This is a genomic window from Prevotella falsenii DSM 22864 = JCM 15124 (genome assembly GCF_000613945.1).
Lineage (GTDB): Bacteria > Bacteroidota > Bacteroidia > Bacteroidales > Bacteroidaceae > Prevotella > Prevotella falsenii.
Window position 1 is genome coordinate 61,568 of record NZ_BAJY01000002.1, and the last position, 19,488, is coordinate 81,055.

General features: G+C 41.0%; 18 protein-coding genes and 5 tRNA genes. 18 read left to right on the forward strand and 5 right to left on the reverse strand.

What is annotated here, in order from left to right; translation table 11 throughout:
- Positions 1-120: 120 nt before the first annotated feature.
- Complete coding sequence (uvrA, locus tag JCM15124_RS01365; RefSeq protein WP_024997984.1) at positions 121-2,976, reverse strand: excinuclease ABC subunit UvrA; 2,856 nt, start codon at positions 2,974-2,976, stop codon at positions 121-123.
- Positions 2,977-3,160: 184 nt separating this feature from the next.
- On the opposite strand from uvrA, the gene JCM15124_RS01370 reads away from it, so the two are divergent.
- The 3 genes from JCM15124_RS01370 to JCM15124_RS15675 all read left to right on the forward strand — a co-directional run bounded on the left by JCM15124_RS01370 (position 3,161) and on the right by JCM15124_RS15675 (position 5,717).
- Positions 3,161-3,826: a hypothetical protein gene (locus tag JCM15124_RS01370; protein ID WP_024997985.1), complete on the forward strand. Its 666-nt coding sequence runs from the start codon at positions 3,161-3,163 to the stop codon at positions 3,824-3,826.
- Between the two features lie 343 nt (positions 3,827-4,169).
- On the forward strand, positions 4,170-5,483 hold the full coding sequence (locus JCM15124_RS01375; protein ID WP_024997986.1) for a Fic family protein: 1,314 nt from the start codon (positions 4,170-4,172) through the stop codon (positions 5,481-5,483).
- A 75-nt stretch (positions 5,484-5,558) separates the two neighbouring features.
- Complete coding sequence (locus tag JCM15124_RS15675; RefSeq protein ID WP_156930592.1) at positions 5,559-5,717, forward strand: hypothetical protein; 159 nt, start codon at positions 5,559-5,561, stop codon at positions 5,715-5,717.
- A gap of 610 nt (positions 5,718-6,327) precedes the next feature.
- On the opposite strand, the gene JCM15124_RS01385 is transcribed toward JCM15124_RS15675, so the two are convergent.
- Positions 6,328-6,549: a hypothetical protein gene (locus JCM15124_RS01385; protein WP_024997987.1), complete on the reverse strand. Its 222-nt coding sequence runs from the start codon at positions 6,547-6,549 to the stop codon at positions 6,328-6,330.
- 116 nt (positions 6,550-6,665) lie between these two features.
- Here JCM15124_RS01385 and nth point away from each other — a divergent pair, with 116 nt between their 5' ends.
- Positions 6,666-7,319, forward strand: a complete 654-nt coding sequence (gene nth / locus JCM15124_RS01390; RefSeq protein WP_024997988.1) for an endonuclease III — start codon at positions 6,666-6,668, stop codon at positions 7,317-7,319.
- A gap of 6 nt (positions 7,320-7,325) precedes the next feature.
- Entirely contained in the window at positions 7,326-8,036 is a 711-nt protein-coding gene (locus tag JCM15124_RS01395) for a DUF2461 domain-containing protein (RefSeq protein WP_024997989.1), read from the forward strand.
- Here JCM15124_RS01395 and JCM15124_RS15680 read toward each other — a convergent pair.
- From JCM15124_RS15680 to JCM15124_RS01410, 3 genes are all read right to left on the reverse strand, one after another.
- Positions 8,027-8,176 carry a hypothetical protein gene (locus tag JCM15124_RS15680; RefSeq protein ID WP_156930593.1) on the reverse strand — a complete coding sequence of 50 codons (150 nt, stop codon included), beginning with the start codon at positions 8,174-8,176 and terminating at the stop codon, positions 8,027-8,029. The genes JCM15124_RS01395 and JCM15124_RS15680 overlap by 10 nt on opposite strands.
- Before the next feature lie 198 nt (positions 8,177-8,374).
- Positions 8,375-9,187 (reverse strand): hypothetical protein, encoded by an 813-nt coding sequence (locus JCM15124_RS01405; RefSeq protein WP_024997990.1) that lies wholly within the window; start codon positions 9,185-9,187, stop codon positions 8,375-8,377.
- Positions 9,188-9,224: 37 nt separating this feature from the next.
- Positions 9,225-10,289, reverse strand: coding sequence for a LacI family DNA-binding transcriptional regulator (locus JCM15124_RS01410; protein WP_024997991.1), 1,065 nt, complete (start codon positions 10,287-10,289; stop codon positions 9,225-9,227).
- 261 nt (positions 10,290-10,550) lie between these two features.
- On the opposite strand from JCM15124_RS01410, the gene JCM15124_RS17045 reads away from it, so the two are divergent.
- The 13 genes from JCM15124_RS17045 (at position 10,551) to JCM15124_RS01475 (ending at position 19,420) form a co-directional block, all read left to right on the forward strand.
- Positions 10,551-11,024: a DUF5112 domain-containing protein gene (locus JCM15124_RS17045; protein ID WP_306303119.1), complete on the forward strand. Its 474-nt coding sequence runs from the start codon at positions 10,551-10,553 to the stop codon at positions 11,022-11,024.
- The gene (locus JCM15124_RS12815; RefSeq protein ID WP_306303122.1) at positions 11,024-14,011 is read left to right on the forward strand and encodes an ATP-binding protein; all 2,988 of its coding nucleotides are present in this window, start codon (positions 11,024-11,026) and stop codon (positions 14,009-14,011) included. Before JCM15124_RS17045 ends, JCM15124_RS12815 begins: the two co-directional genes overlap by 1 nt.
- Positions 14,012-14,019: 8 nt before the next feature.
- Positions 14,020-14,745 carry a DUF5932 domain-containing protein gene (locus JCM15124_RS01420; protein WP_024997992.1) on the forward strand — a complete coding sequence of 242 codons (726 nt, stop codon included), beginning with the start codon at positions 14,020-14,022 and terminating at the stop codon, positions 14,743-14,745.
- On the forward strand, positions 14,735-15,370 hold the full coding sequence (locus tag JCM15124_RS01425; protein WP_024997993.1) for an AbgT family transporter: 636 nt from the start codon (positions 14,735-14,737) through the stop codon (positions 15,368-15,370). The genes JCM15124_RS01420 and JCM15124_RS01425 overlap by 11 nt, the downstream gene beginning before the upstream one ends.
- Before the next feature lie 705 nt (positions 15,371-16,075).
- Positions 16,076-16,149, forward strand: a tRNA-Pro gene (locus JCM15124_RS01435).
- Between the two features lie 31 nt (positions 16,150-16,180).
- Positions 16,181-16,253, forward strand: a tRNA-Gly gene (locus tag JCM15124_RS01440).
- Between the two features lie 45 nt (positions 16,254-16,298).
- A tRNA-Leu gene (locus tag JCM15124_RS01445) sits at positions 16,299-16,378 on the forward strand.
- A gap of 25 nt (positions 16,379-16,403) precedes the next feature.
- Positions 16,404-16,487, forward strand: a tRNA-Leu gene (locus tag JCM15124_RS01450).
- A 28-nt stretch (positions 16,488-16,515) separates the two neighbouring features.
- Positions 16,516-16,588: transfer RNA gene (locus JCM15124_RS01455), tRNA-Gly, on the forward strand.
- A 34-nt stretch (positions 16,589-16,622) separates the two neighbouring features.
- A complete protein-coding gene (locus JCM15124_RS01460) occupies positions 16,623-17,159 on the forward strand; it encodes a hypothetical protein (RefSeq protein WP_024997995.1) in 537 nt (178 codons plus the stop codon).
- Positions 17,160-17,193: 34 nt separating this feature from the next.
- The gene (locus JCM15124_RS01465; protein WP_024997996.1) at positions 17,194-17,604 is read left to right on the forward strand and encodes a single-stranded DNA-binding protein; all 411 of its coding nucleotides are present in this window, start codon (positions 17,194-17,196) and stop codon (positions 17,602-17,604) included.
- A complete protein-coding gene (gldE, locus tag JCM15124_RS01470) occupies positions 17,605-18,918 on the forward strand; it encodes a gliding motility-associated protein GldE (protein ID WP_024997997.1) in 1,314 nt (437 codons plus the stop codon).
- Entirely contained in the window at positions 18,908-19,420 is a 513-nt protein-coding gene (locus tag JCM15124_RS01475) for a 4'-phosphopantetheinyl transferase family protein (RefSeq protein WP_024997998.1), read from the forward strand. The genes gldE and JCM15124_RS01475 overlap by 11 nt, the downstream gene beginning before the upstream one ends.
- Positions 19,421-19,488: the final 68 nt, after the last annotated feature.

The window sequence follows — 19,488 nt, forward strand, 5'->3', positions numbered from 1 at the left end:
AAAACAAGATTGGGAGATAGAAAATAAACAAATCGGAATGCAGCAGATATATTAGAAAAGTATGGGAGAATAGTAAATGCTCTTACTTTCTTCCCTATTCCTTATGCTTTCATTGCCATTTTAGTATTCTTTCAACTTCTCTACAAGGTACTTTCCCGTTAAGCTGTTCTTATTGTCGGCTACTTCTTCGGGGGTGCCAAATGCAACGAGCTTGCCGCCATTATCGCCTCCGTCGGGTCCGATGTCGAGAATGTAGTCTGCACACTTTATTACATCAAGGTTGTGTTCAATAACAAGCACCGAATGTCCCTTTGCTATAAGTGCATCAAAGGCTTTCAGCAAGCGTTTTATATCGTGGAAATGCAAACCTGTTGTTGGCTCGTCGAAAATGAACAACGATGGTTCTTGCCGTTCCTTTCCTATAAAATAAGCAAGTTTTACACGTTGATTTTCGCCACCCGAAAGTGTAGAAGAACTTTGCCCCAATTTAATATAGCCCAACCCGACGTCTTCCAATGGTTGCAAGCGAGTAACGATTGTTTTCTGCTTATTGGCGGTAAAGAACTGTATTGCTTCGGAAACCGTCATATCCAACACGTCGTTAATGTTCTTCCCTGCAAAGGTAACGTCAAGTATTTCTCGCTTAAAGCGTTTGCCATGACATTCTTCACATTCCAAAACCAAGTCTGCCATAAACTGCATTTCGATGGTTATAACACCCGCACCCTTGCACTCTTCGCATCGTCCGCCATCTGCATTGAACGAGAAGAACTGGGGCGAATAGCCCATTTGCTTCGAAAGTTGCTGTTCAGAAAAGAGCTTTCTTATTTCGTCGTATGCCTTCACGTAGGTTGCAGGATTGGAACGCGAACTCTTCCCAATCGGGTTCTGGTCTACAAATTCTACGTGCTCTATCTGCTCGAAATCGCCTGTAAGGGAAGTATATTCACCGGGCAAATCGGATACTTCATCGAGATGACGCTTCAATGCAGGATAGAGTGTTCCCTTTATAAGCGACGACTTTCCGCTTCCACTGACACCCGTTACGACCGTAAAGACGTTAAGCGGTATTTTGGCATCTAATCCTTTCAGGTTGTTCATTCGGCAACCTTTTATTTCTACAGAAAGATTCCAAGGGCGGCGACTCTGCGGCACTTCAATGGTTTCTGCGGCGGTAAGATACTTTATTGTGTACGAGTCGGGGTGAAATGCCAACAAGTCAGCTTTGTTTGCATCGTTTATTTCGGGCACGATACCATTATATACTATATGTCCGCCCAATCGCCCTGCATCGGGACCGACATCGATAAGATAGTCTGCCGAACGTATTATCTCTTCGTCGTGTTCCACTACAATTACAGTATTTCCGATGGCTTGCAGCTCTTTCAGAACGTGAATAAGACGGTCGGTGTCGCGACTATGCAGCCCGATGCTTGGTTCGTCCAAGATGTAAAGCGAACCTACCAACGACGAACCTAACGATGTTGTAAGATTGATGCGCTGACTTTCGCCGCCACTGAGACTGTTTGATTGGCGATTTAGTGTAAGATAGCCAAGTCCGACATCCAAAAGAAACTGAATACGGTTGGTTATTTCCAACATCAAACGTTTACTAATGTTTCTTTCTTGCTCCGTCAGTTCTATATTGTCGAACCATTCTTTCAGGTTTATAATCGGCATTTCCACCAAGTCGGTAATGGCTTTTCCGGCTATTTTCACCCATGTTGCCTCCTTTTTCAATCGCCGTCCATGGCAATCGGGGCAGATAGTCTTGCCTCTATATCGGCTCAATAGGACACGATACTGTATTTTATATTGGTTGTCTTTCACCATTTGGAAGAAAGAATCAATACAGATACGGTCGGAAAGCGGATTGACGGCTTCACTTGGCAGTCCGTGCCACAGCTGGTCTTTCTCTGTTTGCGACAATTCAAAATACGGTTTGAAGATGGGGAAATTATCTTTTGCAGCCCGACGGCAGAACTCATCGTTCCATACTTTCATCTTTTCGCCGTGCCAACATTGCACACAACCCTCGTAAACAGAAAGCGAACTGTTTGGTATTACCAAACGTTCGTCGATGCCCATAATACGCCCAAACCCTTCGCAAGTAGGACAAGCACCCAACGGCGAGTTGAACGAAAACATATTGTCGTTAGGGTCTTCAAACTTAATACCATCAGCCTCAAAGCGTGTAGAAAAGTCGTAAGAGAGTTTCGATGGGAAGAACATCAGCCTCAACATGCCATCGCCCTCAAAGAAAGCCGTTTCGCAAGAGTCGGTAAGGCGTGATATTGTTTCCTTGCTATCATCGACCGAAAGACGGTCGATAACAAGATAAATGTTCTCTACTTCTTCCATGCTCTTCTCGTCGTGCGCTTCTATCCAATCTTCAATGCGCACAATCTCGCCATCTGCATAAATGCGCGCATAGCCTTCCTGCACTTCCATCTCGAGCTGCGCCATGATACTTCTGCCCTCACGAATGTGCAACGGGGCAAGAATACAGAATTTTGTACCGGCGGAATAGCTTTGCACTTTCTGTATAACATCTTCCACGGTGTGGCGTTTCACCTCTTCTCCCGTCGCAGGATTGATGGTTCTGCCTATTCGTGCATAAAGCAATCGCAGATATTCGTATATCTCTGTCGAAGTACCAACCGTAGAACGAGGATTTCGCGATATTACCTTTTGCTCTATTGCAATGGCAGGTGGAAGTCCTTTTATAAAGTCTACTTCCGGCTTTGCCATTCTGCCTAAGAACTGGCGGGCGTATGCCGACAAGCTCTCAACATACCTGCGCTGCCCTTCTGCATAAAGCGTATCGAAAGCCAACGAAGACTTACCGGAGCCAGAAACACCGGCTATGATAACGAATTTTCCGCGTGGAATCTTCACGTTTACATTCGCCAAGTTGTTTACTCTTGCGCCTTTTACTTCTATATAACCGTCTTCTTGTTTATTCTTTTTGTCCATCTGCTTGGGTAAGTCTATCTTTTTTGCCGTACAAAAATACAAAAAACTTTTGGTATCTTCCTTAAAATCTCGTATATTTGCAATATGTTGATTTCGAAATAAAATAACTACGGTTATATATAATAAGGAATAAAGAGAGAACAAACGCAATGTCTGACTTACATAATGATAAGGAGAGATAGATATGAAAAAGCAGAATAACATCATACACAACTTCGCTGACCCTGTTGAAGAACGACAGATTAGACATTTCGCTTGCAAGGAAATGGGCAGACAAATACACCGTTACATAAAAGGTATGCGCGGTTCGAAAGCGCAAATGCTGCGTTTTGAAGAATCGTTGGAGAACCTTTCGTTGGAAGAAAGAGAAAAGGCAATAGCACTTTACTTGGACTTAAATCGGAAAGCACTGAAGGGACTCGATATGAAAATGGTATTGGTGCGTTCGGTTGCCAACTATTCCGACACTTTTGAATACCTTGTTACATTGGTGAATGATAAGCGTAAGATGGCAAATTACCTGAACTTACTGAAAGATACATACATTCAATACCACCAAGTAATCGAAGAAAACGGTAAGTTCGGTATCGTGGATTATCAAGGAAACACCATACTAAGTCCGAAATATGACTTTGTCCGCACCTGCTACGTGTATGTCGATGACTTGCGCACAATGCCGATTATAGCACAGTTAGACGGAAAACTGGGACTTGTATTGCCCGACGGAAAAGAAACATTGGTTACACCTTTCAAATACGACCGCATTTCGCTCAGAGAAGAACCGCCCTACTTTGAAGCCGAATACGACGGTAAAAAAATACTCTTAACAACAGATGGTGTAGAGAAATAAAAAGAGCAAGCACATCAAGAACCGAGAAGTTCAAGATGTGCTTGCTTTTTTATAACAACATTTTAACCCCAATTCATTAGAAAATTTTATCATCAAAGTGCAAGCAAACTTCGTCTCCATTTTCACCGTTTTGGCCGTCAACACTTTCTTATTGCCTGAATAGCACCTGTCACCAAGCAAAAAGACAGTATTTTTTCTAATGAACCGATTGGGGGGAGTATTTGTGCCACAATGAGTAATTAATGAGTAATTAAGGGGAATTTAAAAGAAATTCCCCTTAATTATTCGAAGAATTCATATAAATGAACTATCTTTGCAACATCATTCAGTAATGTTCAAGAATATGATAGAGAGTACGCCCAAATTACAGAAAAACGATATTCTATCGGCTTTTAAATTGTTTAAGGATCAAAAGTATAAGGATCTTTTCACCAAAATCGATGACAATTATTTATACTGGGACAAGGTAAAGTATCTATCTCCAAACGATATAAAACCTAAAATACTATGGAGTGCCGTAAAGATAAAACGTTCTATGAATGTTATTAACTTAGAATTTGATAAGTATGTTTTCCATTTTACGATTACAGGGAGAATGCAAGCGTTACTCCATGAATTTGATATGAACTTTGGTGGCAATCTCGGTGCAGAGAGTATTATACCCGATAAGGATAGAAAACAGTACCTTGTAAGTTCTATAATGGAAGAAGCAATTGCTTCAAGCCAAATGGAAGGAGCTTCTACTACAAGAAAAATAGCCAAAGAGATATTGAGACAGCAGAAAAACCCGGTAAATAAGAGTCAACAAATGATAGTGAATAACTATGCAACCATTAGGTATCTGCTTGACCATAAAACAGAGACGATGACCCTTGACTATTTGAAAAAGATTCACCAATTAATCTCAAGCAAGACGCTGGATAATCCTGAAAACGAGGGGAAGTTCAGAAACGACAACAATATCTATGTGATGGATAATATCACAGGTGAGATAGCTCATACTCCCCCTGACGCCAGTAACCTTTCTGAACTTCTAAAAGAATTATGTGATTTTGCCAATGACGAATCGGATTCGCCCTTCATACACCCGATAGTAAAAGGCATTATCATACATTTTATGTTGGCGTTTTTTCATCCATTCGTAGATGGCAATGGCAGAACCTCAAGAGCACTGGTTTATTGGTATTTGCTGAAAAAAGGCTATTGGCTAACAGAATATTTGTCAATATCAAGAATTATTTGCAGGAGTAAAAGTCAATACGAAAAGGCGTTTCTCTATACAGAGAATGACGATTTAGATTTGTCGTACTTCATAAACTACAATCTTGTAGTAATGAAGAAAGCTTATGAAGAATTGAAAATGTATTTACAGAAAAAGATGAGAGAACAAAAGGAGTTTTTTACTTTCAGAAAAATCACAGAAATCAACGAGCGTCAAGCGCAAATAATTAAGATTTTAAACGAAAGACCTACCTCCATCTTTACTGTTAAAGAATTGACTAATAGATTTGGGGTTACCTCTAAGACTGCTAGAACTGATCTTCAGGGATTGGTTACGATTGGTTTAATGGCTAAGTCGCCTATGAATAAGAGAAAGGTGGGGTACATTCGTTCAGAGAAGTTTGATGAGGAATTACAGAAATTAACCAATGAATGAAAAATAAGATTCATAGCGATTGATAGAATAAAGAAGTATCTAAAGTTTAACCCAAATCGGTTCATTAGGACGCATTTGCTTAGATTTGTTATTAGTGTCATGCTCTTCCTTACTGCTTTCGTATGCTTGCCGGCATCTGCGCAGCCATTCCATCTCGCCGTAGCCCACTATGCCTTCGATGAAATGCCGGCACATCTGCTTCGACAATCGAACAAAATCGGTCAAGGACGCTAATGACCAATTGGGATTTAAAGCAATTCAATGCTCGTTGATACGCTGTTTGGAGAAGCATATAATTTCACTTTTCCGAGTAGAAAGAATTCTTTAGCTCTCTACATCGCTACCCCTCCATTCCTCATTTTATAAACGGAAAACAAGCAATAAAAGTGTAAATATTTTTCATAAGTATATCCGTTGCATAACGCTCTCATTATTAAGGCGTTGCAGAACCTATTGTTTCGCATTCCAAAACCGTAGGTTTTGCACGGTAAAAGCGTAGGTTTTACATTGCAAAACCTACGGTTTCGCAACGCCAAAGCGATTATATCACTTTTTAACAGAATTATCTTTACAATATTAAACCGAAAAGCTCTTGCTGTTTCATTAGCGGACTTGCTTAAAAACATCTGCGAGATTACCTTTCTAATCTGCTGTCTTCGTACCGAATTCACGTTAAGTGAAGGAGTACAAAGTGCTGTTGCACGGAAAGCCGTCTGATGTTTCGTACCGCAGAACTTGTAATTTTCAGAAACACAAAGAGCCGATTCTCAATACGAGAGTCGGCTCTTTGTGTTCTGTTTGCTAAAATAGCAACAAACACATTCAAAGGAAAATGGAAGGAAAATCAGATAGATTTATATCCTCTGGTATAGTTTTTTTTCAGCAAGTCTTTCAACGACAGCTCCTTGCCGCCATCGTGTTCGTATGCTTCGCGCATCTCTTCGTACCCCTCTTCTTCCTCCTTAGAGTGTGTAAATTCTATTGCTTTGCTTTTTGCTTCTGCTATTGCCCAACCGATTATTGCAATTACGAGTAAGGCAATCAATCCTATCATAGGTGTTGTCATAATGCTACGTGTTTGTTATTTATAGTGCAAAAGTACGTTAAGTTTGCCAAAACACCAAATTTTCAATAACTTTTTGTACCTTTGTCTCGCATTAGAAAGAAATGATAAACGACAAGATGACAAGAAAAGAACGCTACGACTATATATTAGATTACTTCAGGAAGAACGTTGGCGAAGTATCTACCGAACTTATGTTCGGTTCGGCTTTCCAGTTATTATGTGCCACTTTGCTTTCAGCCCAATGCACCGACAAACGCATAAATGCCATTACTCCCGCTTTGTTTGCCAAGTTTCCCGATGCGAAAACTATGGCTGCTGCCGAGGTTGAAGACGTTTTCGAACTTGTGCGCAGCGTTTCTTACCCAAATTCCAAGGCAAAACACTTGGTTGAAATGGCGCGTATGGTTGTAGACGAATATGGCGGCGAAATACCTTCAGACCCCGACGAACTGGTGAAACTGCCCGGAGTAGGGAGAAAAACCGCAAATGTGTTGCAGGCAGTATGGTTCGGAAAGCCGACTTTGGCAGTAGATACGCACGTCTACCGTGTCAGTCATCGGTTGGGATTGGTGCCTGCCAATGCCAACACGCCACGTAAAGTAGAAGACTGTTTGATGCGTAATATCCCTTTGAACGAGGTGTCTTCGGCTCACCATTGGATACTCTTGCACGGTCGGTATATCTGCAAGAGCCTGCGTCCGATGTGCGAAAAATGCCCGTTTGAGTTCTTCTGCCCCAAGAATATGGATAATAGCAAACTAAATAAGTAGATAAAAATGAACACGAAAATCATATTGGCATTTTTAAAGAACATAGCTGCCAACAATAATAGAGAGTGGTTTCAAGAACATAAACCCGAATACGAAACCGTAAGAAAAGAGTTCGAAGCAGGCGTTGAAGAAGCCATAACAACTTTAACGGCAATCGACAGCGAAATAGCCCACTTGAAAGTAAAAGACTGCACCTATCGTTTCTATCGTGATACACGTTTCTCGCCCGACAAGAGTCCGTACAAACGACATTTTGGTGCTTATATTTGTGCAAAGGGACGAAAGGCGTTGCGGGGCGGCTATTATATTCATTTAGAGCCGAACAACTGCTTGGTTGCAGTGGGTTCTTATTGGTTGCCAACCAATATTCTTACTTCTTGCCGCAACGAGATAATGGCGAATATCGACCAATGGCGCAAGATTGTTGAAGACGGAAAGTTTATAAAGACCTTCGGTTATCCTAACGACGGACAATGGGAGGACAACGCTGTTTCTGAAAAAGGTTTTGGTTTGGCAGCTTTGAAAACCATTCCGAAAGGCTTTCCGCGCGACTATGAGTTTGCTCAATATCTTCGTATGAAAGATTATTGCTGCTGGGTGAAAGTCCCCGACAATTTCTTTGAAGGCAACAAATGGAAGGAGAAGCTAATCGAAATAGCTAAAACCGGAAAGCCGATGATGGATATGATGAACAACGTAATAGACGATTACGAGTAGAACAGCAACGCACTGTCGGAGAAGCAGGGGTTCGGTATGCGAGATATAGTATCGCCCGACCATTCCATAAACAGAAAGATTTCTTCTTGTTTTGTGGACAGAAATAAGGCGATGGAATTGTAAATATTCTTCACAGACATATCTGTCGTGTAACCTTTTTACTATCAACGCATTGCAAAACAGCCGCTTTCGCAACGTCAAAGTGCAGTTATCGCTTTTTAAAGAAAATATCTTTACTAAATCGTCTTGTTTACACAAGAGGAAGAAATGTGCCCCACTGGTAAATTGCTGAGTTGTTTTGTTGGTGCGCAGGCATGTTCATCGAAAACAAAGAGACGTTATTCTTCTATTTCAGAAAGTCCTCTGATAAAGCCGTTAATGAAGTTGCTGGTTGTTTCCAATGGCGCATAGTTTATGTATTTGTAGCTTCTGCGAAGGTTTCTGCGCAACATCTTGCCATTGTTTTGCACGAAACCTGCAGAGTTCTGCCTGAAATGCCATTCACCCGCAGTGTCTTTAACAAGGTTCGAGATTATCTTTATTGTCAGCTTGTAAGCTATCGGTTCTTCTTTTTTCACGAAGTCGATTTCGTCTTTTTCAAATCCAAACACGGCAATGAGAATGCTGCCTTGGAGTTGTGCCATACGCTGTAGATGGAGCGAAGACAGCCAACCTTCCAACTTTAAGAAGTCTACTTTGTCGCCTTTCTTCCTTAAATATTGCCCCAATCTTATGATGCTGTCAAGATTAATGCCGTGATTGAGCATTGCGTTTGTGTTGGAAACGATGAGTTTCAAAATTTCTAACGTTTCAACAGATGTGTCAATGCTGTGCAATTCATTGTGTATTATCTTGTGATACTTTTTGTTCAGCAATCCGTTGCTAAGGTTTATGCCGTTTTCGGTTGTCTTTTTTTCTTCTTGTTCGTCTAACTTTTTCTGAATTTCCTCGATAAGTGCGGCCGGCAAGTTCAAGTTCTTGTCGTTAGCGTGGTTATTTACGCCACGCACAAAATAGTCGAGCACGTTTTGAAACAGCACAATTTCGTAGAGTCTTCTCCATTTAAACGGCGACATAACTTCAATAACCGACTTGTCGTCGAAAGCCCCCGAACGGATAAGTTTAAAGAAATTGCGTTGTATGATGTCCATTTTTATTCTCTCGGTTTATATCATTCGGTTAGAAATCCTAAATTCGTGTGCGGTGATAGAAGTCCATGTTTTCTTTCGATAAGAGTTCTATCGACATATAGTTGATGGGTCGGACTTCTTTCTTCAATACTATTTTCTGAAACAATGTGTCCACGCTTGAAAAGCCTTGCTGGTAAGCGTGTTGTGCGATAAGGAAGGAGATGCTGCCTTTTCGCATACATTCTGCATTTCTGGGAACCATGTCGTAGCCCATAATCTGCACGTTCTTCCTGTTTGTTTCTAAAATGAAATCGCCTACAATGTATGCTTTTGAATTGATGGTGAAGCAATGACGGACGTCCGGATTGGCAGTGAAAAAGTCTTCCAACATCGCATTGTAGGTTGCTTTGTCTTCCCCCATAGGCAAGTCCAGTACCTTTATTTCAACTTTCGGATAGAACTTTTCCATGTAATTGCGAAATCCTACCTCGCGGTTTTCTTGCTGTCGGCTCGTAACTTTCCCCTCGAAGGTCTGCCTCATCAGCATTATCGACTTTTCTTTTTGTGCTATCAGCATTAGCATCTTTGCAGCAAAATATCCGCTTTGAAACGAATCTTGCCCGTAAAACGACAGTGGCTTCAAGTCGGGCATATATGAATCTAACAAAACAAAGGGAGTATTGCGCTTGTGAAGTTCATCGGCAAAAGCCCTTGTAGCCTCTAATGTTGTTGGAACCAATATGACGCCGTCGGGCTTTTCTTCCAAACATGTCCGGCAAGCCTCTAAGTACGACTCCGGTTGGAGGCGGCTAAAATACTTTAACTTTATATTCAAATGAAAGTCGCATCTGAATTCAACAGCCTTTATAGCCCCTATTTCAATCTCTTGCCAGTAGGCTTCGCTGGTGTGTTTGGGCAATATGCAGTATAAAGTATAGCTTTTGTTGTATGCCAATGCGCTTGCGTAAACATTGGGTTGGTAGTTTATTTCCTTCAGAACCTTCTCTACTTTTTCCAATGCAGACTTAGATACGTTAGGGCGTTTGTGCAGAACTCTGTCCACAGTACCAACGCTCACGCCCGCTTTTGCAGCTATATCTTTTATTCTTATTCTATCACCCATACGGCGTTTTCTTATTTTATTTCCTGCAAAAATAATAATAATAGTTGGGAATTAAGGTGTATTGACGACTCTTTTTCAGTCAAAACAATATAAAAATGAAACTATTTGGTATTTTATCCGATTATCTTTTGTATTTTTGTATCAAATATAAAAGTTATCTTACAAACGACGAAACATAAACCAAGAACATACCTTATAATTATATTTATATTGGTTTTATGTTCTTTTCTTTCGGCTTGTTCACGGGTAGACAGAGCTAAAGTGGATAGGTTGAATAGCATTTCCTATTCTTTCCACTATCGAAATATAGACACGGCATACGTGTATGCCAAACGTGCTTTGGAACTTTCAAAAGGCTATGATGCCGGAAAGGCGGAGGCATTGAACAATCTTGCTTTTGTTGATATGGTAAGAATGAACTATAAAAGTGCTTACGAGAAGTTAGATAGTGTTCTTTCCATAACGGATAATCAGGTAGAACTGCTGATTGCCGACGTTCAGTTGATGCGTCTGTGTCAAAGAGAATCGAAGAATAAAGACTTCTATGACTTTAGAGAAAAGGCGATTAGAAGGCAGAAACGCATTGCCGAAGAGGAGAAACTGCTTACCGAACATCAGCGAAAACGAATGGTTTATGCCAATTCCGAATTTAGTATTGTGTCTTCCACCTATTATTATTATGTGGGCTTGCGAGCACAATCGGCGCAAGCTATGGAAGATATAAACGAAGACTGATAGCTCGCGACGACACGGCACAATATCTTAATTATCTTTATAACGTTGGTGCCGGTGGTGTTTTAAGCAAGGGGACGCAGCAAGAAGTCAGCCAGCAAGAGTTTGAATATTTAATGCGATGCTTCATGGCAGCACAACAACACGGCTATATATATTGGCAGGCAAACTCGTTGCAAGGTTTAAGCGAACACCTTATTATACCTGAAATGCGTGATAAGCTAATAGAAGACAACCATGCTTCTATTCGCTTTATCAATACAGACAATGTTTCTGACAGCTTATTGGCAGGAAACTTAGCCGAAAGAGCTGCCGATTTGTTTATAAGATATGGTGATGTGTATCAAATAGCAGGTGCTTTTAGAACGTTGGCATCGTGTTATTGGCAAATCAACAATTATCCGTCTGCCATTATTTGTTTGCAAGATGCATTGGAAAAGAACAAGGCTATCAATCAAGCACCCGATTTGGTTGCTTCCATTCGCGAACAATTGAGCGTGGTTTATGCAGCTGTAAACGACAAGCAAGGCAGCGACTTTAACCGCAATATCTATCTCGACTTGCAGGAACAAACACGTCAAGACAGGTATTTGGAGTCGCGTGCGGGAATCCTTGAATCAACTTCGCAACAGCTGAATCTTATGATAGTTGCCGTCTTATTAATGATAGCATTGGTATTGGGCTTGCTTTTGCTGTTCCATTATTTAAAGAAAAGAAATCCAAACGGCAACTCTTTAGACGATTTACTGCTACCGTTGAAAGAGTGGCAAGTAAGAAACGAGAAAGAACTTGACGACCTTGAGGAAGAATATCAAGAGGTTCAAGAAGCATCTTATATAACGCACACCAACGTAGTAAAGAATAAAAAGCGGAACATAGAGAAGCGTGCGAAGTTATTTCTCGTCAATACACTGAATCCTTTGATTGATAGAATGATTCACGAAATCAATCAATTGAAAACCAACAATGGGACAGAAGCATTAAGAAACGAACGGTATGCCTATATTGCAGAACTTACAGACGACATCAATAAATATAATAATGTATTGACGCAGTGGATTCAATTGCAACAAGGAGAACTCTCTTTGCACATTGAGAGCTTCTCGTTGCAACAAGTTTTTGATGTTGTTGCAAAGTCGAGAAAGGCTTTTGAACTGAAAGGAATAACATTAAACATAGAGCCAACGCAGAACATTGTAAAAGCCGATAGGGTACTTACGTTGTTCATGATAAACACACTGGCAGAAAATGCTCGCAAGTTTACGCCTGAAGGGGGAACGGTTTCCATATCGTCAAAGGAAGAAACAGATTTTATTGAAATATCTGTGGAAGATACGGGGATAGGGATTGAGCCTGAAGCATTGCATCATATCTTCGACCGAAAGGTAATCGTGGACAACAAGGAAACAAACTCGCACGGCTTTGGGCTTATGAATTGCAATGGCATCATTAATAAATATAAGAAAGTAAGCAAGCTGTTTGCCGTATGTTCGATAGGTGCAGAAAGCAGATTGGGCAAAGGCAGCAGGTTCTATTTCCGTCTTCCGAAAGGAATTGTCCGCATTTTGGCATTGCTCTGCCTGCTCTCTACCTCTTTACTTTCGTATGCAAATAAACCTGATACGCCTGTAAATGCAAATGCAAACGGGCAAAACAGTTCTTTAAGAGAGCTGGATATAGCCAATATGTATGCCGATTCGGCTTACTTCAGTAATATTAAAGGAGATTATAAACGAACTTTAGACTTTGCCGATACCTGTCGTTACTACTTGAATAAGTATTATTTACGGTTAAATCCCAATGGCAGACATCTGATGAAACGTATTGCCGACGACAATATTACACCTGCCGAAGTGCAATGGTTGTACGATGATGTGCCTACAAACTTCAGCATTATACTCGACATTCGTAACGAGAGCGCAGTCGCAGCATTGGCACTTCACGACTGGGCGTTGTACAGATACAACAACAATGTATATACATTATTATTTAAAGAAAACTCTGCCGACAAGAATTTGGGCGAATATTGTCGTATGATGCAACGTTCGGAATCGAACAAAAACGTAGCAATTGTTTTGTTGATATTGCTTCTTTTATCCATATTTCCGCTGTATTATTTTATGTATTATCGACAACGATTTCGTTTCCAATCGTATGTTGAGAATATTCGGCAAATAAACGCAATACTTTTAAGCAACGGAACGCCCGTTGAAAAGCAAAAAGCGATAAGTGCCATTGCAACCAACAAATTCCCGGAGAGTTTGAAAGAGATAACAAAGAAGATTAACGAGGCACTGAAAAAGTCTATTGAAAGTTATAATACAAGCTCGACAAACATAGAATTGGCGCAAGACGAATTGCGCAGAATGGAGTTTGAGAACAACAAACTGCACGTAAGTAACAATATTTTGGATAATTGTCTTTCTACGTTGAAGCACGAAACAATGTACTATCCTTCAAGAATAAGTCAGCTTGTTTCCGAGAAAGACGCCGAATTGGAAACGATTGACCAGCTGTCAGTATATTATAAGGAACTCTATTCCATGTTGAGTATGCAGGCTATGCACCAAGTTTCGGTAATTAAACCATCGTATGGGCGCATAGAAGTAGGCAAACTGCTTGCCAAAAACATGGAACTCTCATCGCCGGAAATGGGAAAATTTGCCGTCTTGGGCGATGCAGATTTGCTGAAATACCTATTTGAATTGTTGCAGAAACAAGATGCAAGCGAGCGCATCAAAGTAGATGTGGAAAGCTTATCGCCCGAATATTTAACCCTCCATTTGTATATGTCGCAACTGCAACTGTCCGACGAAGCCTGTGCAAACTTATTTGTTCCAAGCATAGAGCATGCACCTTATATGATATGCAGGCAGATTGTACGCGAGAACGGAGAATTTTTCAATCGCCATCGTTGTGGTATCGTCGCCCACAATACCGACAAGGGAACTACATTAAGTATAACATTATCAAGAGCAAAGAAAGAATAATAAAGGATATGGAAGATTTTAAAGTAATCATTGTTGAGGACGTGCCTTTGGAACTTAAAGGAACAGAAGGCATATTTCGTAACGAAATACCGGAAGCGCATATTATTGGCACTGCCGAAAACGAAGTGGCTTATTGGAAACTGATGAAGGCAGAGTTGCCCGACTTGGTATTGCTGGATTTGGGTTTGGGTGGTTCGACGACAATCGGCGTGGAGATTTGCCGTCAGACAAAAGAGCTGTATCCCAACGTAAAGGTATTGATTTTCACGGGCGAAATATTGAACGAGAAACTATGGGTAGACGTTTTAGATGCTGGAGCTGATGGAATTTGCCTCAAAAGTGGCGAACTTCTTACGCGAGGCGATGTCTCAAGCGTAATGAGCGGAAAGCGTTTGGTTTTCAATCAGCCTATTTTGCAAAAGATAGTAGAGAAGTTTAAATACAGTATCAACAATCAATTGATGCGCCAAGAGGCATTAATCGATTACGAGATAGACGAGTACGACGAGCGATTTCTGCGCCATTTGGCCTTGGGTTACACCAAGGAACAGATTACAAATCTGCGCGGTATGCCTTTCGGAGTAAAGAGTCTGGAAAAACGCCAGAACGAACTCGTGCAGAAACTGTTCGGCAACGACCGTAGAGGACAGGGTGTTAATGCCACTCGTTTGGTGGTGCGTGCATTGGAATTACGAATAATAGACATAGACAACTTGTATTCAGATGAAGAATAAGTATGGAATTATAGCGTTGGGCTTAATGGTGCTGCAGTTGCTAATCGTGTTCGGTTCATGGTTGGTAACTGCTGCTTTCCCCGATGTCAATATTAATTCTTTACTGAGTGGCAGAGGTTTTCGATGGTTTGTAGGGCAGTTCACGAACAATCTGAAGAGCGATATACTTATATGGCTGTTGCTTCTTTCGATTGCTTGGGGCGTCTATAGAACAAGCGGACTCCACAATATATTATGTAAATTGATAGACAGGAATAACAAGTTTGCCGATTTCCGTTATAGAGAGAGGGTAGGGATAAGGCTTGCATTGTTCGATTTCGTGTGCTTCATAGCATTGAGCATCATCTTCGCGATGTTGCCTGAATCTCCTTTGCTGAGTGTTACGGGAAGTTTGTTTCCCAGCAGTTTCTCCTTAGGACTTGTTCCGGCTCTGTCTTTCATCGTCATTGTTTCTTCTTTATCGTACGGCATTGCGTGCGGAAAACTAAAGACAGTGTCGGAAGTGTACAACTCTATTTCAAGCGGTTTGGTTTTTTGCAGCAAACTGTTTCCTATGTATATTTTAGTCGTCCAGCTGTTTTATACGATAGCTTACGTGTTCAATTTAAATCTGTCGATACATTAATGTGGTCTGAACGGTTGCATTTCCAATAGACAGTAATATTTGTCAGCACTTGTCCTTCCGGTCTTTTTACTTCTTGGTTCATACACCGTTATCCCCCCCACTTATGAAATAATATACATTCGTTTAGACGGTGTTGATGCTTCCTTTTTAGCTTAATGCAGAGGCTGAATACGGTGCCTGTATTGTAAAGATAATTCTGAAGAAAAACGATAATTTCGGTTTGGCGTTGCGAAAGCGTAGGTTTTGCGATGCAAAACAATAGGTTTTACCGTGCAAAACCTACGGTTTTAGAATGCAAAACAATAGGTTTTGCAATGCGTTGATAACAAGATGGTTACGCAATAGTTTTTCTTGCGAAAAATGTTTACGATTTTTCTGCCTTCTTTTCCTCCTTTCACGAAGTTATCTGCTAAAGTTCTACGCTCCCTTGTCTGTCCGTTTCTCCGTAACATAAACTCTTCTGCGCTTTCGGTGCGACGAAGCCATGGAAAGACAGCAGAAATGCTAAAATGAAGGCAAGGCGAGGATAGAACGCGAAGTTTTTGTATTTGTATAACTTCCTCAAAACTACCAATATAGTTGAGCAAGCAACTTTTATTAATAAAGAAAGTATGAAAAAAAGCATAGTAAAATTTGGAGGAATAAAAAGAATACAGTACCTTTGCACTCGCAAATCGGGAATAGAGCAGTCTATGAAGATAGCAGCGGGGTGTAGCGCAGCCCGGTAGCGCGCCTGGTTTGGGACCAGGTGGTCGCAGGTTCGAATCCTGTCGCCCCGACTTTTAAAGCATTTGGTGAAATGTTTGTTTTGCGGAAATAGCTCAGTTGGTAGAGCACAACCTTGCCAAGGTTGGGGTCGCGAGTTCGAGTCTCGTTTTCCGCTCTTTTTGAAATATTGGTATAAGTAGATAGAGACCTGTTCTCGAATGCCCAGGTGGCGGAATTGGTAGACGCGCACGTTTCAGGTGCGTGTGTTTATACGTGCAGGTTCGAGTCCTGTTCTGGGCACTACTACTTATATGGCAGAATACTTGGAGAGGTGGCGGAATTGGTAGACGCGCTACTTTGAGGGGGTAGTGAAAATTGCTTCGTGGGAGTTCGAGTCTCCTCCTCTTCACTTAATAAGAGAAGGTCTTATTTGTTTTGCGGAAATAGCTCAGTTGGTAGAGCACAACCTTGCCAAGGTTGGGGTCGCGAGTTCGAGTCTCGTTTTCCGCTCTTAGTTTTAGAGAAACATACTAACACCGACTAAATGAATTTATACTTAAGATATTTCGATAACGAAACATTAGCATATAGTGTTGAAGAAGCTTTAGATTTTTTAGCATCAATACCCGATATTCAGCTTACACCTGAATTGGAAGACGATATACGTTTGTATGCCGAAAGCGATGTTTATTATCCAAAGCGATACAAAGTACGCCCACGTATTTATTTCATTATCATAAAGACCGAGGCTGAAACAATGCTCGATTTCAAGCAGAAAAAAGCTGTAAGAACAGCCGGCGTGGCATTGAAGAAAGACAATCCGACCATAATGCATCTTAATGAAGAGCGCGATGGCTGGTACGAAGGCTCTCTTAGTTTCAAGCGGGTGGTTTACATTGCAGCAACAGGAAAGCACGAATATCGTGATACCACATTTGTTGCACAGTGCAAATCGGTGTCCGGTATCGACTGCTATAACCGCATTGTCGATTACCTTAAGGACCGTGTAGATTCTCGTAGCCAGTTCCCGTCTGCCAAAGGCAAGAACTTCAGCTTCAGATACCTTGGTATGTGGAAGTAATTTCCACTATCGGGTAAACAATAAAACAACAGCCATGAACAAGGTTATGTTAATAGGTCATGTAGGAAAAGACCCTGAAGTGCATTACTATGATGCCGACCAGTGTGTGGCATCTTTCCCTTTGGCAACTACCGAAAGGGGCTACACTTTGGCAAATGGGACGAAAGTACCCGACCATACCGATTGGCATAACATCGTATTGTTCAAGAGTTTGGCTAAGTATGCAGAGAAATACATTCATAAGGGCGACAAGCTGTACGTGGAAGGGCGTGTCAGATACCGAAGTTACGACGATAAGAAAGGTGCACGCCGGCAAGCCACGGAGATTTATGCCGACTCTTTAGAATGGTTGGCTGCACCTAAGAAAGCGGAAAGTTCTAATGTTGAGAGTGGAGAAACATTATCGACGATGGACGAAATGGAAAATTCCAAATTACCATTTTAAATGAACGACTTAGTTACATTTGTTACTTCCTCCGTAGAAATTCATACACCAACAGTAGGAGTTGTCGTTGCAGCAATATTAGTATGCCTGCTTCTTTATGTTTCGGGCTTTGCCAGTGGCTCTGAAATCGCTTTTTTCAGTTTGTCGCCAAACGATATTGACGAACTTGAACCAACAAAAAGCAGTACCGATAAGAACATTCAAATACTGCGAGACGATAGTGAACGCACATTAGCCACTATCTTGATATTAAATAACTTGGTAAATGTAACAATCGTTATGCTTTCAGGTTTCGTGCTGAGAGAGATTGTTGAGTTTAAAGTTGCTTGGGTAGAAATATTCTGTGCTACCATTCTTCTTACCTTCCTTCTTCTTCTTTTTGGCGAAATAATGCCCAAAGTGTATAGCAGTATGAACCCTTTAAGGTTTTGTCGCCATGCTGTTGGCGGAATAATGATTGCCCGCAAACTCTTTTGGCCAATCGAAAACGTGCTGATGCGCAGTAGCGTTTTTGCCGAAAAAATGATGAAGAAGGAAAAGCGAAAGCTGTCGATGGACGAGATAGAGCAGGCATTGGAATTGACAAACAAGAACGAAATAAGCAACGAGCAGGAAATGCTTGAAGGCATTATCCGTTTTGTTGATGAAACTGCCAAGGAAGTTATGACATCGCGTCAAGACATTGTAGACCTTGATATACGTTCCAATTATGCAGAAGTATTGAAGTGTATAGTAGAAAACAACTACTCGCGAATACCCGTTTATCAAGATAACGAAGACAACATACGAGGTATTTTATACATTAAAGACCTACTGCCATACTTGAATAAGCCTGCTAATTTCAGGTGGCAGAGCTTGATACGACCACCTTATTTTGTTCCCGAAACGAAGAAAATCGATGATTTGTTGCGCGAGTTTCAAGATAATAAGGTGCACATAGCAATCGTTGTAGATGAATTTGGAGGTACGAGCGGACTTGTAACGCTTGAAGATATACTCGAAGAAATTGTGGGCGAAATCAACGACGAGTTCGATGACGACAAATCGTTTTATCGTAAGTTATCAAACGGAGTATATTTGTTTGAGGGAAAAACATCTGTCGGCGATTTTACGAAGGTACTTGATTTGGACGATGATACATTTGAAGAACTGCAGGGCGATGCCGATTCTATGGCAGGATTGTTGCTTGAATTGAAGGGCGAATTTCCTGTTCTGCACGAAAAACTAAGCTATAAGAACTTCCTTTTTGAAGTGATGGCTATTGAAAATCTTCGTATTAGCAAAATCAAAGTAACGATTCAAGATGAAAAGTAGCATCACTTATCCTGCCGAAGATATTGTTTTGGGTATTCTTGAAATCGGAAACGGCAGGGAAGCAGAAAAGCAAGGAGAGCGAGAACTGCTTAAACAAATGTTGGGCTACGACGTTATACTGAATCACAATGAAGATGGAAAACCTTTGATTGAAGGGTATAATATCAGCATTTCACACACGAAAGGCTTTCTTGCCATACTCTTGTCAGAACGTTTACAAGTAGGAATTGATATTGAATACCATTCGGACAGAATACAAAAAATAGCCCGAAGGTTTCTGCGGGCAGATGAAACATACACCACAACTTCCGATTTATTGATTGCTTGGTGTGCCAAAGAAGCTGCATTCAAGCTTTTTTCTGAAGAGCATCTCACTTATCAGGAGATGAAAGTAAATATATCCGAGAACCAATTAATAGATTTAAAGACGACCACTGCCATAGACTTTGTTCCTTTAATACATTCCGAATATGTAATTGTAATGTGTTGGGCAAATAAGTGAAAAAAGGTTTAGATTCTTGGAAAAGCCACTTGAAAAGTGTATCTTTGCAATTAAAGACAATTATAAAT